The organism is Aquisphaera insulae, assembly GCF_011064615.1.
Lineage (GTDB): Bacteria > Planctomycetota > Planctomycetia > Isosphaerales > Isosphaeraceae > Aquisphaera > Aquisphaera insulae.
This window is the reverse complement of sequence record NZ_JAALJH010000015.1, coordinates 110,775-125,914: the sequence shown is the minus strand read 5'-3', so window position 1 is coordinate 125,914 and position 15,140 is coordinate 110,775. Positions and strand designations below refer to the sequence as shown.

General features: G+C 69.8%; 15 protein-coding genes. 11 read left to right on the top strand and 4 right to left on the bottom strand.

Annotation, left to right across the window (positions count from 1 at the left end; translation table 11 throughout):
* Positions 1–436 precede the first annotated feature (436 nt).
* The 6 genes from G6O54_RS11345 (at position 437) to G6O54_RS11320 (ending at position 5,438) form a co-directional block, all read left to right on the top strand.
* Positions 437–2,053 carry a glycosyltransferase family 39 protein gene (locus tag G6O54_RS11345; protein ID WP_165224891.1) on the top strand — a complete coding sequence of 539 codons (1,617 nt, stop codon included), beginning with the start codon at positions 437–439 and terminating at the stop codon, positions 2,051–2,053.
* Between the two features lie 108 nt (positions 2,054–2,161).
* Positions 2,162–3,361: an AAA family ATPase gene (locus tag G6O54_RS11340; RefSeq protein WP_165224877.1), complete on the top strand. Its 1,200-nt coding sequence runs from the start codon at positions 2,162–2,164 to the stop codon at positions 3,359–3,361.
* Between the two features lie 6 nt (positions 3,362–3,367).
* Entirely contained in the window at positions 3,368–3,934 is a 567-nt protein-coding gene (locus tag G6O54_RS11335) for a DUF4276 family protein (RefSeq protein WP_165224874.1), read from the top strand.
* A 281-nt stretch (positions 3,935–4,215) separates the two neighbouring features.
* Positions 4,216–4,629 (top strand): hypothetical protein, encoded by a 414-nt coding sequence (locus G6O54_RS11330; protein ID WP_165224871.1) that lies wholly within the window; start codon positions 4,216–4,218, stop codon positions 4,627–4,629.
* 4 nt (positions 4,630–4,633) lie between these two features.
* Positions 4,634–5,233, top strand: coding sequence for an ATPase (locus G6O54_RS11325; protein WP_165224868.1), 600 nt, complete (start codon positions 4,634–4,636; stop codon positions 5,231–5,233).
* Positions 5,226–5,438, top strand: coding sequence for a hypothetical protein (locus G6O54_RS11320; RefSeq protein ID WP_165224865.1), 213 nt, complete (start codon positions 5,226–5,228; stop codon positions 5,436–5,438). Before G6O54_RS11325 ends, G6O54_RS11320 begins: the two co-directional genes overlap by 8 nt.
* A gap of 39 nt (positions 5,439–5,477) precedes the next feature.
* On the opposite strand, the gene G6O54_RS11315 is transcribed toward G6O54_RS11320, so the two are convergent.
* Positions 5,478–5,768, bottom strand: coding sequence for a DUF2442 domain-containing protein (locus tag G6O54_RS11315; RefSeq protein ID WP_165224862.1), 291 nt, complete (start codon positions 5,766–5,768; stop codon positions 5,478–5,480).
* A gap of 68 nt (positions 5,769–5,836) precedes the next feature.
* The gene (locus tag G6O54_RS11310; protein WP_165224859.1) at positions 5,837–6,145 is read right to left on the bottom strand and encodes a hypothetical protein; all 309 of its coding nucleotides are present in this window, start codon (positions 6,143–6,145) and stop codon (positions 5,837–5,839) included.
* A gap of 133 nt (positions 6,146–6,278) precedes the next feature.
* On the opposite strand from G6O54_RS11310, the gene G6O54_RS11305 reads away from it, so the two are divergent.
* Together G6O54_RS11305 and G6O54_RS11300 are read left to right on the top strand one after the other, a co-directional pair.
* Positions 6,279–6,764 carry a type II toxin-antitoxin system VapC family toxin gene (locus G6O54_RS11305; protein WP_165224857.1) on the top strand — a complete coding sequence of 162 codons (486 nt, stop codon included), beginning with the start codon at positions 6,279–6,281 and terminating at the stop codon, positions 6,762–6,764.
* A complete protein-coding gene (locus G6O54_RS11300) occupies positions 6,754–6,966 on the top strand; it encodes a hypothetical protein (protein ID WP_165224855.1) in 213 nt (70 codons plus the stop codon). The genes G6O54_RS11305 and G6O54_RS11300 overlap by 11 nt, the downstream gene beginning before the upstream one ends.
* A 148-nt stretch (positions 6,967–7,114) precedes the next feature.
* On the opposite strand, the gene G6O54_RS11295 is transcribed toward G6O54_RS11300, so the two are convergent.
* Positions 7,115–7,315, bottom strand: a complete 201-nt coding sequence (locus tag G6O54_RS11295) for a hypothetical protein (RefSeq protein ID WP_165224853.1) — start codon at positions 7,313–7,315, stop codon at positions 7,115–7,117.
* Positions 7,316–7,517: 202 nt separating this feature from the next.
* On the opposite strand from G6O54_RS11295, the gene G6O54_RS11290 reads away from it, so the two are divergent.
* The 3 genes from G6O54_RS11290 to G6O54_RS11280 all read left to right on the top strand — a co-directional run bounded on the left by G6O54_RS11290 (position 7,518) and on the right by G6O54_RS11280 (position 13,577).
* Positions 7,518–8,879 carry a DUF1501 domain-containing protein gene (locus G6O54_RS11290; RefSeq protein WP_165224851.1) on the top strand — a complete coding sequence of 454 codons (1,362 nt, stop codon included), beginning with the start codon at positions 7,518–7,520 and terminating at the stop codon, positions 8,877–8,879.
* Positions 8,880–9,034: 155 nt separating this feature from the next.
* Entirely contained in the window at positions 9,035–11,215 is a 2,181-nt protein-coding gene (locus G6O54_RS11285; RefSeq protein ID WP_165224849.1) for a DUF1549 and DUF1553 domain-containing protein, read from the top strand.
* Between the two features lie 259 nt (positions 11,216–11,474).
* Entirely contained in the window at positions 11,475–13,577 is a 2,103-nt protein-coding gene (locus tag G6O54_RS11280; RefSeq protein WP_165224847.1) for a PPC domain-containing protein, read from the top strand.
* A 97-nt stretch (positions 13,578–13,674) separates the two neighbouring features.
* Here the strand turns inward: G6O54_RS11280 and G6O54_RS11275 are convergent, their stop codons facing one another.
* Positions 13,675–14,793, bottom strand: coding sequence for a transporter (locus tag G6O54_RS11275; protein WP_165224844.1), 1,119 nt, complete (start codon positions 14,791–14,793; stop codon positions 13,675–13,677).
* Between the last annotated feature and the right edge of the window lie 347 nt (positions 14,794–15,140).

Here is a 15,140-nt window from a genome sequence, read left to right as displayed (position 1 = left end):
CCCGCCGCGGATGGGGAGCCACGGATGGGGACAGGAATCGAGCCACAGATGAACAAGGAGCCGCGGATGGGGAGCCACGGATGGGGAGAGGAATCTAGCCACAGATGAACACAGATAAACACAGATTCAATAAGACGATCGAGAGAGCGTTTGGCAGCCATGCCGAGGGCATAGAGCCATGATAAATTTCACCTTGAGTCGATCAACTGCCGAATTGGCGGTCTCGGTTGGCTGTTCAAACAGTCTGACAAGGACCCTCATTGAATTTTTTTGTTCCTCGTCTTATCTGTGTTTCTCTGTGTTCATCAGTGGCTAGATTCCTCTCCCCATCTGTGGCGAGACTCCTCGGTGGCGGCCTCCGCCTTGACCGGCTGTCGGGTTTGCTCGATGATCGCCGCGTTCCGGTTCGGGGTCTCTGGTGCAAGGATGCATTGACATGGGGCCTGGCGTGAGGGCATGGGGGCTGGCGGGGCTCCTGGTGTTGACGGCGCTGGCGGTCGGGCCGGGGCTGGGGGGCTCGTCGCGGCTGACCTACCACGAGGCGTTCGTGGCGGAGGGGGCGCGGGAGATCATCCTGTCGGGGAGCTGGTGGGAGCCTCGGATCGGCGGGCTCCCCTGGCTGGAGAAGCCCCCCTTGCCGTTCTGGCTGGTCGCCGCCGCGGGGTCCTGCCGCGGCGGGATCGACGCGACCGTGGCGCGGCTGCCGTCGGCCCTGGCGACCTTCGCCCTGGTCCTGGGCGTGGTCCTGCTGGCGACCCGGCGCCACGGCCGGGCCGTCGGCCTGCTCGCCGGCGCGATCCAGGCGACCACCGCCTGGACCGTCCTCCGCGGCCGGCTCGCCGAGGCCGACATCCTCCTCGCCGCCCTCGTCACCTGGACCTTCATCGCCTTCGATGGCTTGCGCGGCGTGGCGGATGGGCGCGAGGCGAACGGGGCAAACCCGAGATCATCCCGTTTACGGGAATGGCGATTAGCCTTCTTTGGCTTGATGGGGCTGACGACGCTCGTGAAGGGGACGGGCTTCGGTGCGGCGCTGGTGGCGGTGGCGGTGGCGGGGGTGCTGCTCTGGGACCGGGACCGGCGGACGGCGGATCGGCTCCGGTACGCGCCGGGCTGGATCCTGGCGGGGGCGATGGCCCTGGGCTGGCCGCTGGCGATGGTGGTCCGCCACGGCCCGGGGGTGGCCTGGCTCTGGTTCCTGCACGTCGCCGGCCGGTTCGGCGGGGGTGAGGCCCACGGGCCGTTCGCCGGCGAGTCGTGGTGGGCCTACGTGCCCGGCGTGCTCGCCCAGGCGTTGCCGTGGACGCCCCTGGCGGCGGCGGGCGCCGGGCCGTCGCTGGCCCGGGCCCTGCGGGGGGATCGCGGCGACCGCCTGCTCTGGTGCTGGGCGGCCCTGCCGATGGTGCTGGTCTCGGCGGCGAGCGCCCGCCAGGCGCACTATGCGATCCACGCGATGGTCCCCTGGTCGATCTGGTCGGCGCACGGGGTCATCCGGATGGGGCGGCGGCTGGCCGATCGCGGCTGGTCGCGGCCCCGGCTCTTGCGCCTGGGCGTGGGCGGCCTGGCGGGCCTGGCGGCGGCCTGGGGGCTCGGCTTCTGGCTGGTCGGCCCGTGGGCGGACCGCCGGGGTGCGGAGTGGGCCTTCTACGAGTCCGCCGGCCGGGCCGCGGGGGCCTCGGAGCCGGTCGCCTTCCTCTACGACGACTGGGACCGCGACCCGTACCCCACGCCGTTCGGCCCGATCCCCCACGACCTGGGCGTCCGCCTCTTCTACCTGGGCCGCCCGGCGACCTGGCACTTCGACCGAGACTCCCTGGCGAAGGTCGTCGATCGTCCCCCGTCCCTCGAGGCCGATGCCGGCGAATTCCCCTCCACCGTCCTGATCGCCCGCGCCCGCGACCTCCCGGCCCTGGAAGCGATGGGCCGGGTCGACGTCCTGACCCGCGACGCCGGCACCCGCTGGGACCGCACCTACCTCCTCGCCCGGATCCGCCCGACCGCCGAGGCCGCTCCGGCCGTCGGTGCCTCGGAGGCGGACGCGGTGCGGCGTTGAGGCCCGGCGGTCCGAGGGGCGGTCCGGCGCGGTCCTCCTGGATCGGTCCTGGTGGGTTGACTAGAATGGAGCGGTCGCGGGAACGCACCGGAGCAAGTGGAATGATCGATGCTCAAGCACATTGACATCAAGAACTTCCGTTCGTGCTATTCGACGTCCGTCGGTTGTGGCGAGAGCGTGTGCGGCCTCGTCGGCAAGAACGGCGTCGGCAAGACCAACGTGCTGAAGTGCATCGACTGGGTGGCCTCGTCTTCCATCTCGACCGAACCCATCAGGATTGCGCAGGCGGGCAATGCCTCGCAGGGTCTTGATGAGGTCGCCGCCACGCTCGTCCTGGAACTCGGCGATGATCGCTATGAGTATGGCCTGACGGTTCCCTTCCCGCACGCCAGGGGGATGGGAAGGGCGGATTCCCCGCGCGACAGCCTGACCGTGCTCGACGATGGGGAGCGAACCGACGTCTTCCGACGCGATGGCGAGACGATCCGGGTTGGCGGCCGGCCCGGGCCGATCCGGGTTCCGCGGTCGACGCCGTCGCTTGCCGCGCTGCTCTCGCTCCTGCCGGAGGACGATGCCCTTCGGGCGCCGCTTCAAGCCGTCGCGTCCTTCTTCGCGGGCGTCCGTTACTATGCCTTCGAGGAACCGGCGGAGTTCCGGGATTCTGTCACGGAGGAGCAATACAACGAGTGGCTGGCCACGTTTCAGGCCGGGGGATTTCCCACCCGATCGATCGCGCTGCGCCTCCTTTACATGTGGCTTGAGGAGAGGGATCGATTCGACGAGGTGGGCGCGATCCTGGGGCCGGACGGACTGGGGCTGTTTGAGCAATTCCACATTTTGAAATTTGAAAGCACCATTGATCCCACGTCGTTAAAGGAGATCAAGTCGGCGAACAAAACGATCTATCTCCCGGTCTTCACACCGTCCCCGCAGATGGGTGGCGCCGGCAAGCCCTTCCCCCTCTCCGACCTCTCGGTCGGGACGCGCCGGGTTATCGGGATGGTGACGTCCCTCCTCTTCGACGGGCGATCGCTGATGTTGATGGAGCAGCCGGAGGACTCGGTCCATCCGGGGCTCTTGCGCAAGCTGATCGACCTGCTGAGGTCGTATTCGGACCGTTCGCAGATCCTCTTCACCACGCACTCCTCGGACGTGCTCGACATCCTCCGCCCGGAAGAGGTTCTGATGGCGACGGCCCACCACGGCGCAACCTCGGTACGGCCGCTCTCCCCGGATGAGATCACGCGGGCCCGGCGGTTCCTCAAAGACGAGGGATCGCTCTCCGATTTCCTCGAACCTTTCGACTGATGAGCCATGACGATGTTTGCTGTCCTGGCCGAGGATCGATCCGACGTCGAGTCGCTGGTGGTCCTGATCAGGCGCATCAGCGGGACGGAGAATGCGACCATCCAGAGGAAAGGCTTCAGCGGCTGCGGCGAGCTCTGCCGCAAGGCGGGGAGCCACATCCGCGATTTTGCCGAGAAGGGCGCGACGCACTTCATCGTCTGCCACGACTCCGACGGCAATCCCCCGGCCGACGTGAGGAAGAAGGTCAGGGAGAGCATCGAGGCCCGGTTCGACATGCCGAAGGACTGCTGCATCGTCGTGCCGGTCGAGGAGCTGGAAGCCTGGATCATCGCCGACGAGGAGGCGATCCGAAAGGCGATACCGACACTCGTGATCGGGCAGGTCGCACGCCCCGAGGCCGTGCCGAGCCCCAAGGAATGGCTCGTCGATGAGTCGCGGCGGGGCCGATCCCGGCCGCTCTACGTGCCGACCATCCACAACGCGAAGGTCGCGGAGCATCTGGATCTGAAGAAGGTCGAACAGAAGTGCCCGTCCTTTGGCGAGCTGGTCCAGTTCGTCAGGAAGGCCCCGTGAGACCACCTTCGCCGGACGATCGAATGGCATCGGCTCTCGCCGGCGCGGACCCGTCCGGCGCTGTAAAGGACCTCGCCCGGCGGCTCCGCGACGAAGGTATGTCCCAGGCGGATCTCCTCTCGCTCTACGACCGATTTCGCGAGTTGCATGCCCTCGACGTTGACGAGGGACGTTATGATGCCGTTCTGGACGCGATGGATGGGATCGTCGGCTATTGCTCGCCCGATCGGAAGTTATTCCCCGATCCTGAGCCAACACCTTGAGGTCGTGCCGCGGCCGTCATGGACATCCTGCTGATCCCATCGCTGATGGCCCTGCTCATCTGGGCCAACGTCGCCATCGTCCGGATGTTCCGGAGTAGGGACGTTCCCGGTCGCTGGCGGATCGTCCTTTCGATCGCCTGGCTGGTCGGGGCGGGGCTCGGAGTTTGGGGCGGCTTCTGCTTCGAGTATCAACCCGCATCGAAGCTCCGCGTGATCGGGGCGCCCGTGCCGACGGCGTTCTTCGTCCTGGAAGGGCCGCCGGGAGAGGAGCACTGGATCGACTACATCACGCCGGTTCCGACCCTGCTGGCGTCGTCGAACGTCGTGATCCTGTCGCTCCTGGCCGGCTGTTTGGTTGGCCTGGTATTCCGGCTGTCGCGGCGAGGCGCCACGCGACCGACGCCGGGTTGGCGGCTGCCCGCGGAGCGATGACGACATGGACGCGATCCGCAGCCCGATCGTCTACGTGATCGGCGGGCCGAACGGCGCGGGGAAGACGACGTTCGCCACCGAGTACCTGCCCGGGTTCGTGGATTGCCGCGAGTTCGTGAACGCCGACCTGATCGCCGCGGGCCTCTCCCCGTTCGCGCCCGAGACCCAGGCGATCCGGGCCGGCCGGCTGATGCTCTCGCGGATCGCGGAGCTAAGGGAGGATCGCCGCGACTTCGGCTTCGAGACGACCCTCGCCGGGCGTGCCCACATCAAGCTCCTCGCCGACCTGAAGCAAACGGGCTATCGGGTGGTCCTCTTCTTCCTCTGGCTCCCCGACGCCGATATTGCCGTCCGTCGCGTGGCCAACCGCGTCCTCGAAGGGGGCCACAACGTCCCCGAGGCCACGATCCGCCGCCGCTTCGAGGCCGGGCTCCGGAACTTCTTCCGCGAATACGCGCCGCGGTCGGATGCGTGGTCTCTGTATGATGGAACTGCGATGCCTCCGGCCCGGATCGCGAGCCACGACGCAGGCTCGCTGCAGGTCTTCCGGCCCGAATCGTACCGGGCGATCCTCGACCGCTGGGGAGGCGGAGCCGATGCCTGAAATCGAGACCGAACCCGATCGCCAACCGCTGTTCGTTCTCGCCGACGCCGCCTTCCGCCGGGCCGCCGCCCAGGTCGTCCGTCGCGCCCGCCAGTTCGGCACGCCGATCCTGCTCTGGAAGGATGGCAAGGTCGTCGAGGTCTCACCCGACGAGATCGTGCTCCCGCCGGAGCCCGGAGAGGCCGTTCGCGAAGGACAGGAATAGGATAGGACGGGTGGAGTTGCAGGGTGCGGCGGAGGAGCCTCAGGCCCGGACCGACGGCCGCGGCGCCGGTGCCCCGCGGAGCAGGCCCTCGGAGCTGAGGTCCTCGTCGACGTCGGGCCAGTGGATGCCATACCCGCCCCCGGCGATCTTCCAGTTCCCTCGCTCCTGGGCCGTGGCGCGGAGCAGCCGGGGATACCAGGCCAGGGGGACGGTGATCGTCCGGCCGTCGAGCAGGGCCACCTTCAGCTCGTCCTCGGCCACTTCCACGTCGGTGATCTTCACGGCCGGTATGCGGCCTCCACTCGCGAAGGGTATCGAGGGCGTCGCCATCACCCCACCGATCCTACCGGCGACGCCGATCCCCCGACAGATCGGCTCGTCCTCCCGGTCGGCCCGGGTCATCCGCTGAGCCGCCACATGGTGTAGTAATGGGCCCAGTGAGAAGGGCCTCGGAAGAGCTTCCGATCGACGAGGTTGAGCGGCTCGTAGAAGAACGCCCAGGCGTCTTGCTGGGCCCAGGACCGGATGTCGGGCATGTCGCGACAGGACACGTAGAGGAGACCGGGAAAGCCGTATTCGGCGGCTTCCCGCTTCCCCCTCCATTTCGCATGTTCATAGCTGGCGACGTAGGCCAGCGCGACCGCCAGCAAGGCGACTACGGCCAGGGCCGTCCGGATCCGGATGCGGAGATGGAATCGACGCGTCATCGGGAGTTCCCTCGGGCCGATGTCCCGATGATACCTCGCGGGGGGGGCAGCGACGAAGGGGCGAGCGGGCTCCCGAGTCGGGCGGTCGGCCCCGCCGCTTGTTGGCGATCGCAGGCCGGGCTAGATTGATGACATGGAGATCGTCTACGTCGAGACATCCGTCATCAGCCATGCGACCGCCTGGCCGAGCACCAACCCGGCCGTACTCGTGTTGCAGCAGCAAGCGAGGGATTGGTGGGCCAAGGAACGGAGCAGGTATTCTCTCGTGACGTCTCAACTGGTCCTGGATGAGGCCGCGCTCGGCGATCCCGCCGCCGCGGCCGAACGTTTGAAATGGCTCGCGGACATCCCGCTGATCGCGGCCGACCGCCGGGTGGAGGTGGTCGCCAATGAGCTGGTCGCTCGATCATTGATCCCCGCGAAGGCTCGGCTCGACGCCTTGCACGTCGCCTTCGCCGCGGTGGGCGCGGCTCAGTTCCTGTTGACCCAGAATTGCCGGCACATCGCGAACGCGCATACCTTGCCGCGTGTCTACAGGGCCTTGGAGGATCTCGGCTTCCCGGGCCTCTTGATTTACACGCCCGCGGAATTCCTGGGGGGGACCGACGATGACGAATAACCCGATCCTCGACGAACTCTACGCGATCCGCGAACGACTCCTGGCCGAAGCCGGCGGGGATCTGCACAGGTTCCTGGACGGCCTCCGCGACCGCGAGGCGGTGTCCGATCGCCTGCTGGTGCGGGAGGGAGGGGAGCCGGACCGCGCCGAGCTGCCGATCGCGGGGAGTTCGCCCCCGCGGGCCGCGAAGCCCCGGCGTTAGGTCGTCGTGACGTCCCGCGACCGTTGGCGAAGGTATTTCACAAGGTCGTAGCACGACTCGTCGGGCACGCCGCACTCGGCGAGCAGCGGGCGATGGGCGCGACGCCACGCCGGGCACTCGGCACCGACGTCGGGCTTGCGGTGGTGACTCACAGCGGGCGAGTCCGCCCGGCCCTGTGCTCCTCGAGCGCCCTGTCGATCAGGGAGTCGAGCCGGCCCGACCTCTCGTCACGCTCGATCTGCTCGTCCCAGCGCCGCTCGGCAAACTCCGCCAGCCAGGCGCGGATGCGGGCCACGTCCTGGGCGGAGAGCCGTTCGATCGCGGCCGTGATCTCCTCGACGGTACTCATCGTCAACTCCCGTCCGGGCAGTCGCCCTACCCTCGATCATCCTATCGGCCGCGCGCCTCGCCCGGCAACCGGCCGCACCTTCGCTCTCACTGTTCCCCGCCTCCATCAACCCTCCGCAATTTGTTAAACAAGTATTGTAGATCGCTCCCCGGCCGGTTATAAGCGCGGCATGGCACCGATCGGCAACTGGAGGCACACGGCCATGTTTCACCTCACGCGAGGATCGGCCCGCGATTGCGACGGGGTCTCCCGGCGGGAGTTCCTGCGGGTCGGCGGGCTCGGGCTGGCGGGGCTCTCGCTGGCGGACATGCTGCGGATGGAGGGCCACGCCGCGGCCTCGACGCCGACGCGGGGCGCGCCCTCGGCCTTGAAGAAGAAGGCCCGCGCGCGGAGCGTGATCCTGCTCTGGATGCAGGGGGGGGCGTCGCACATCGACACGTTCGACCCCAAGCCGGAGGCCCCGCCGGAGATCCGCGGCGAGTTCGGCGTGATCCCGACGGCCCTGCCCGGGGTGCAGATCTGCGAGCACCTGCCGCGGATGGCCCAGCACCTGGACCGGACGACGGTGATCCGGTCGGGCTACTCGTACAACGCCGGGCACGGGATCGCCGACGCGTACATGCTCTCCGGCTGGCGGTTCTCGCCGGCGACCGTGTATCCGTCCATGGGCTCGGTCGTCGCCCGGGAGCTGCCGGCGAACCCCGGGATGCCGCCATACATGCAGCTCGGGACTCATGTCGATGCGAAGCAGGGGGGCGGGCTCGCCGGCTACGTCGGCGGCGAGTACAACCCGTTCGTGATGACGTCGGACCCGAACGCGAAGGCGTTCAGCGTCGACGGCATCACCCTGCCGAACGGCCTGACGGCCGACCGGTTCGCCCGGCGGCGGAAGATGCTCGACCGGTTCGACCGCTGGCAGCAGACGGTCGAGGCGCAGGCCGGCGAGTCCCGGGCGATGGACCGGTTCTACGAGAAGGCCTTCGGCGTGGTCACGTCGCCGCAGGCGAAGCGCGCGTTCGACCTCTCGGAGGAGGCCCCCGCGCTCCGCGACCGGTACGGGCGGAACACGTTCGGCCAGTCGTGCCTGCTGGCCCGCCGGCTGGTGGAGGCCGGCGTCCGGTTCGTCACGGTCTCCTACGGCGGCTGGGACACGCACCAGAACAACTTCGCCAGCCTGAAGGGGTCCCTGCTCCCCCGGCTCGACGCCGGCTATGCGTCGCTCCTGGCCGACCTGGACCAGCGCGGGCTGCTCGACGAGACGATCGTCGCCTGGATGGGCGACTTCGGCCGGACCCCCAAGATCAACTCGGCCGCGGGCCGCGACCACTGGGCCGGCTCGATGGTCTTCTGCCTGGGGGGCGGCGGGATCCGCGTGGGCGAGGTCCTGGGCAAGACCGACCGCCAGGCCGAGCAGCCGACGACGAAAATGGTCCAGGCGGAGGACATCGCCGCGACGGTCTTCGACCGCCTGGGCATTCCCCTGGACACCCACTACCTCGCCCCCGACGGCCGCCCCTTCCCGATCAATCCCGGCGGCCGGGTGATCGAGGAGCTGTGCGCGTGACGCAAGGTGGACCTTCCTCCCCCCCGGCTCATTTTTGCCCACGGGTGAGGAGGCCAATTCCGGTCCCCTCGGACCGGATCACGCGCCCTCATGTGGTGGGTGAAGCCAAGGCCGGTTGGGGGGGAGAGCCCGATCCACTCGCTTGACGAGGTCACATGAAAATATCGACGGCCTTACCGATCATCCTCGCCGGGATTTACCCCCTCACCCTCGCGCCCGCGGCCCGCGCCGGCGAGGGGAAGGTCTCGTTCGCGACCGACGTGCAGCCGATCCTGACGAGGCTGGGCTGCAACCAGGGGGCCTGCCACGGGGCGCAGCACGGAAAGGGGAGCTTCAAGCTCTCGCTCCGCGGCTTCGACGACGCGGCCGACCACCGCGAGATCGTCGTCGCCGCGTTCGGCCGCCGGCTGGCCCCGATCGACCCGGCCGACAGCCTGCTGCTCCGCAAGCCGACGCTCGGCGTCCCCCACGAGGGGGGCCGTCGGCTCGCCGAGGGCTCCGCGGCCCATGCGACGCTCGTCCGCTGGATCCGGCAGGGTGCGCCCGGGCCGGCCCCCTCGGACCGGAAGCTGAAGACGCTGGTCGTGGAGCCGAGGGAGATCGTGCTGCCGCCCGGCGGCTCGGCCCGGATCGTCGCGAAGGCCGTCTACGAGGACGGCTCGTCGGAGAGCCTGGAGGAGAAGGCCGCGTTCGACAGCCAGTCCCCGGCCGTGGCGCAGGTGGCCGCGGACGGCGCGATCCGGGCCGGGGCCGAGGCCCGCGGCGAGGCGGCGGTCCTGGTCCGCTACCTCGGCTCGGTCGCCGCCACCCGCGTGATCGTCCCGTACGGGCCGCCGCCGCCGCTCGATTCGTTCAGGCCGAATAACCTCATCGACACGCTCTGGGCCGACGCCTGGCGGAAGGTCGGGCTGGCGCCGGCGCCGGCGTGCGACGACGCGGAGTTCTTCCGCCGGATCCACCTGGGCACGCTGGCCACGCTGCCGCGCCCGGAGGACGTGCGGGCCTTCCTGGCGGACAAGGGCCCGGACAAGCGGGAGAAGGCCATCGACGCCGTGCTCGCCAGGCCGGAGTACGCGGCGGCCTGGGCGCACAAGTGGGGCGACCTGCTGCTGAACAGCTCGCAGGCGGTCGGCAAGAAGGGGATGTGGTCGCTGCACAACTGGCTGCTGGCGTCGTTCCGGGCCAACCGGCCGATGGACGAGCTGGTGACGGAGCTGCTCACGGCCGTGGGCAGCCCGTACCAGAACGGGCCGGCGAACTTCTACAAGACGGGCGGCCCCGACGAGTGGACCGAGACCGCCTCGCAGGTCTTCCTGGGCCTGCGGCTCCAGTGCGCCAAGTGCCACAACCATCCGTACGAGAGCCTGCTCCAATCGGACTACTACGCGATGAAGGCGTACTTCGGCCGGGTCGGCACGAAGGGGAGCCAGGAGTTCGGCCTCGGCGGCGGCGACACCGTGGTCTTCGTCCGGGACGGCGGCGAGGTCCGGCATCCCCGGACCGGGCAGGTGATGAAGCCGAAGCCCGTGGGGGGCGCCCCGGCGGACGACCCGATCGATCGCCGCCGGGCCCTGGCCGCCTGGATCACCGCCAAGGACAACCGGGCGCTCGCCCGCAACCTGGTGAACCGGTACTGGGGCTACTACTTCGGCCGCGGCCTGGTGAACCCGATCGACGACATGAGGGCGACGAACCCGGCGTCCAACCCCCAGCTCCTGGATGCGCTCGCGGATGACCTGGTGGCCCATCGTTACGACATCAAGCACCTGATGCGGACGATCATGCGATCGCGCGTCTATCAGCTCGATGCCGTCGCCCCGCCGGCCAGCCGGGCCGACGTCGACAATCGCTACGTCACCCACTTCGCGCCGACGCGGCTGGGGGCCGAGGCCCTGCTGGACGCCGTGGACTCCGCCTGCGGGACGCGGGAGAAGTTCGCGGGCCTGCCGTCGGGCTACCGGGCGATCGACCTGCCGGATTCGGACTACGCGTCGGACTTCCTGGACACCTTCGGCCGCCCCCGCCGCGCCGTGCCCTGCGAGTGCGAGCGGAGCGAGGCCCCCACCATGACCCAGGCCCTGCTGATGATCAGCGGCGGCCTCCTCAACCGCAAGGTCGCCGATCCGAAGGGGCGGGCCGCGACCCTCGCCGCGGCCAAGACCCCCGCGGATAAGGCCGTGGAGGAGGTCTTCCTCTGCACGGTCTCCCGCCCGCCGACCGCCGAGGAGTCGAAGGAGGCCGTCGCCGACATCGCCGCCGCCCCCAGCCCGAAGGAGGGGCTCGAGGACCTGCTCTGGACGCTCCTGAACACGCGGGAATTCCAGTTCAATCACTGAGGCCGGGGGCCGGTTGATGAAGAGAAGTAGCCATCGCCGGGGCGGATGCCCTATGCCGAATTCGGTACGCGAGATTGTGGGCCTTCCTGGCGATCCGACGGCTCGCCCGGGGCTCGGCAGGAGCCTCGCCCTCCCTTCCGAAGAAGACCCGCCCTCAGCCCGGGAGGGCGAGGCTCCTGCCGAGCCCGGCGCTGGCTGGTGATCGCGTCGAGGCCTGTTCTCAACTCCCGTCTCCTCCCTCCCCGCCGAGGACCGCCCCATGTCGCCTGCATCGCCCCTCCGCTCCCTCGCGGCGTCCCTGCTCCTGGCCGCATCCGCATCCGCGCCGGCCCTCGCCCAGACGCCCTACCCGGAGATCAGCCACGTCCTGCCCGGCGCGGTCCAGCGCGGCACGACGAGCGACGTGACGGTCTACTCGCGCGAGGCCGGCCGCGGCTTCGAGACGGCCCGCCAGGTCTTCTTCGGCGGCGGCGGCCTCCGCGCGGAGGTCCCGCCCCGCGCGGCGAACCAGCCGGCCCAGCAGGGGACGATCCGCGTGACCGCCGCGGCCGACGCCGAGCCCGGCCTGCACGAGCTCCGGGTGGCGACCGGCAGCGGGACGTCGTCCCTGGCCGAGATCCTGGTCGTCGACGACCCGGTCGTCGCCGAGCTGCCCAAGGCCCACGGCACGCCCGAGGCGGCCCAGCCGGTGGAGGTCAACCGCGTCGTCTGCGGGGCAATCTCCAGGAAGGAGGAGGTCGACGTCTATCGGTTCCGGGCGAGGGCCGGCCAGGAGGTCACCTTCGCCCTGATGGGCCAGCGCCTGCTCTTCAAGCGGCACTACCACCAGTCGGGGGACCTCGATCCCATGATCATCCTCTCGGATGCGAAGGGGACCGAGATCGCCTCCGACGACGACCACGACATCGGCGACCCGCTGCTCCACCATCGGTTCGAGAAGGAGGGCGATTACCTTGTCACCGTCCGCGACGTCGACTTCGACGGCGTCGCCCACTACACCTACGCGCTGACGATCACCGATCGCCCGTTCGTCACGTCGGCCTATCCGCTCGTCGTCCCGGCGGCCGGCCCGCGGTCCGCCTGCGCCGAGGGCTTCGGTATCCCCGACGGCCCGCTCGCGCTCGCCGGCCCGGCCGGCCCGGCGAAGCCCGGCGTCCACCAGTGGCCCCTGCTCGCCAACGGGAACGCCACGAACCCGGCGACGTTCGTCGCGACCGAGCGGCCGATCCTCGCGGAGGCGGAGCCGAACGACGACCGCGGGCATGCGACGCCGGTGCCGCGGCTCGGGATGATCCTGGCCGGGCGGGCGAACCGGCCCAACGACGTCGACCTGTTCGCGTTCGCCCTCAAGGCGGGACGCCCCGTCCGGTTCGAGGTCCACGCGCGGCGGCTCGGATCGAGCCTCGATTCGCGGCTCCGGGTGCTCGACGACAAGGGGGCGGCGGTGGCCTCCGGCGACGACTCGCCCGGGTCGAAGGACGCCGTCCTGACGTTCAAGCCCCCCCGCGACGGCGCCTACACGCTGGAGGTGACGGACCTGGTCCATCGCGGCGGGCCGGGCTTCGCCTACGGCGTGGAGGCGGTCGAGGACGAGCCCGACTTCGCGGTCACCTGCGACGACGACAAGCTCGGCGTCGGACCCGGGGGCGCCGCCCCCTGGTTCGTGCGGGCGACCCGGCTGGCGGGCTTCGAGGGCCCCATCGAGGTCCGCGTCGAGGGCCTGCCGCCGGGGCTCTCGGCCGCGCCCGCGACGATCCCCGCCGGCGTGAAAGATGGCTGCCTGGTCGTCCGGGCCGCCCCCGACGCCAAGCCCGCGGCGGGCCCGGTGACCGTGATCGCCGCCGCCATGGTCAAGGACCTGGACGGGAAGACGCGGAAGCTCGAGCACCCGGCCCAGCCGCTCCAGGAGGTCTACCTCGCCGGCGGCGGCCGCGCCGTCTGGCCGGTGGAGACGCAGATCGCCCAGGTCGTGGAGAAGGACGACATCGCCGCCGTCCACGTCTCGCCGGACGCCGTCGCGCTCAAGCCCGGCCAGCAGGTGGCCCTCGACGTCGAGGTCGTCCGCCGCCCCGGGTTCAAGGGGCGGGTCACGCTGGACATCGAGCTCCAGCACCTGGGCTCCGTCTTCGGCAACCCGCTGCCGCCGGGCGTGACCGCGGTCGAGGCCGGCGCCAAGCTCTCGCTGGCCCCCGAGGAATCGAAGGGCCGGGTCCTCCTGAAGGCGGCCCCCGACGCGAAGCCCGCGGAGAAGGTCACGATCGCCGTCGTCGCCTACGTGTCGATCGACTTCGTCACCAAGCGGGCCTACTCCAGCCCCCCCATCCCGGTGACCATCGCCGCGCCGGCGGTGGCGGTGCGGTGAGACGAGACGAGACGAGATGAGATGAGGCGCGGTGAGGCCGGATCCGCGGCCGTCGCCCCGGCCGCCGGGCCGCCCCCGCCCCCGCCCCCGCATCCGCTCAGAGCGCCACGGCGAAGCCCATCAGGGCGATGGTCCGCGGGGCGCCTTCGGTCACGCCGAAGTTGTAGCTGCCGAAGAGGGCCAGGCGGTCGGTCACGGTCCAGATGCCGCCGCCGCCGAGGACCGTGACCTGGGGGATGGACAGGCCGGGCCCCCCCTGGAACTGGAGGAGCCGCGGCAGCGCGGCGGCGTTGTAGAAGCCGTGGAAGAAGACGTCGAAGCCCTCGACGACCTCGTGCTGCAAGGACCACTGGTAGCCGAACTGGTAGGTGATCTGCCCCTGGCCGTTCTGCACGCCGGCCATGCCGAAGTTGTACTCGAGGTCGAAGCCCAGCGGCAGGCTCTGGTCGAACAGCAGGTTGAGCGAGGGCTGCGTCCCGGCGGCCAGCGACTGCGAGCCGAGCGTGGTCTGGAGGTACACCTCGAAGCCCATCGCCGGGATGTGGTAGCGGGTGTTCTCCTCCCAGCAGTTCGCCTTGAGGTCGAACGTCAGGGGGGAGTAGCCGAAGATCGGGGCATTCCCGCGCTCCCGGGCCTGGTAGGTCAGGCCGTTGGAGAAGATCCGCAGCTCCAGGTTGTCGGTCAGGCCGTACCGGAGCAGGTAATCCCACTGGTAGATCCGCGCCTGGAGGCCGTCGGGGCTGGCCGAGTAGAGGCCCAGCGGGGAGTTCTCGATGTAGACCCTCCCCTTGGCGATCGTGTACGCGCTGTTGGGGAAATTGGCCGTGTCGGGGGCGGGGTCGCGGATGTCGGCCTTGAGCCGGCGGCTCATCCGGTTGCGGACCGCCGTGGCCGGGTCGCGCTCGTTGAGGAGCCAGCGGTCTTCGAAGATCAGGTTCACCAGCCGGGGGAAGAGGAACCGGTCGGGATCCTCGCGGGTCGCGCCGTAGCGGTCGCGGTAGATCTCCGCGGGATCGTCGTGCACGTCCGGATAGCGGAACGCCGGCGCCTCGCCGGAGAGCGCCGTGTCCTCGAGCCGCTCGCGGAGGGCCGGGCCGACGTCTCCCGCGGCCGCCGGATCCTGGGCGTGGGCGGCCCGGGGCATGCCCAGGACCAGGGCGATGCCGCAGGCGATCGTCGCGAACCCCCGCCCGATCTTGCAGGCCCGATCGATCAAGGGTTCCGCTCCGAGAAAGTCGCGGCGGCGCCGGCCGTCGCGCCCCGATCCTTCTCGGAGTATCGGCCGTGCGACCGATGAAATCGACAAAATCGGCAAGGTATTACCTCGGCAAGGAAGAAGATCACCGTAATAGGGCTCTTACCGCCGACAGGGAAGCCGGCCCGCACTCACTTCCCCCCTTACGAAGGGGGGATTCAGGGGGGTGAATTCGATCGCCCTGGCCGGCACAAAGCACCCCCTCCAACTCCCCCTTCGTAAGGGGGAGAGCCGGATTTCGCGTCCCCGAGCGTGGGGGGATTCAGGAGGCCGTTCGATATCCGTGAGCTTGATCAACTTCCTTGCCG

Excerpts from the sequence above, each read along its gene's own strand:
- G6O54_RS11320 (WP_165224865.1), top strand. The coding sequence starts at position 5,226 with ATGCCTGAAATCGAGACCGAACCCGATCGCCAACCGCTGTTCGTTCTC.
- G6O54_RS11345 (WP_165224891.1), top strand. The coding sequence starts at position 437 with ATGGGGCCTGGCGTGAGGGCATGGGGGCTGGCGGGGCTCCTGGTGTTG.
- G6O54_RS11285 (WP_165224849.1), top strand. The coding sequence starts at position 9,035 with ATGAAAATATCGACGGCCTTACCGATCATCCTCGCCGGGATTTACCCC.
- G6O54_RS11280 (WP_165224847.1), top strand. The coding sequence starts at position 11,475 with ATGTCGCCTGCATCGCCCCTCCGCTCCCTCGCGGCGTCCCTGCTCCTG.
- G6O54_RS11315 (WP_165224862.1), bottom strand. The coding sequence starts at position 5,768 with ATGGCGACGCCCTCGATACCCTTCGCGAGTGGAGGCCGCATACCGGCC.
- G6O54_RS11330 (WP_165224871.1), top strand. The coding sequence starts at position 4,216 with ATGGACATCCTGCTGATCCCATCGCTGATGGCCCTGCTCATCTGGGCC.
- G6O54_RS11305 (WP_165224857.1), top strand. The coding sequence starts at position 6,279 with ATGGAGATCGTCTACGTCGAGACATCCGTCATCAGCCATGCGACCGCC.
- G6O54_RS11295 (WP_165224853.1), bottom strand. The coding sequence starts at position 7,315 with ATGAGTACCGTCGAGGAGATCACGGCCGCGATCGAACGGCTCTCCGCC.
- G6O54_RS11290 (WP_165224851.1), top strand. The coding sequence starts at position 7,518 with ATGTTTCACCTCACGCGAGGATCGGCCCGCGATTGCGACGGGGTCTCC.
- G6O54_RS11300 (WP_165224855.1), top strand. The coding sequence starts at position 6,754 with ATGACGAATAACCCGATCCTCGACGAACTCTACGCGATCCGCGAACGA.
- G6O54_RS11310 (WP_165224859.1), bottom strand. The coding sequence starts at position 6,145 with ATGACGCGTCGATTCCATCTCCGCATCCGGATCCGGACGGCCCTGGCC.
- G6O54_RS11325 (WP_165224868.1), top strand. The coding sequence starts at position 4,634 with ATGGACGCGATCCGCAGCCCGATCGTCTACGTGATCGGCGGGCCGAAC.
- G6O54_RS11335 (WP_165224874.1), top strand. The coding sequence starts at position 3,368 with ATGACGATGTTTGCTGTCCTGGCCGAGGATCGATCCGACGTCGAGTCG.
- G6O54_RS11340 (WP_165224877.1), top strand. The coding sequence starts at position 2,162 with ATGCTCAAGCACATTGACATCAAGAACTTCCGTTCGTGCTATTCGACG.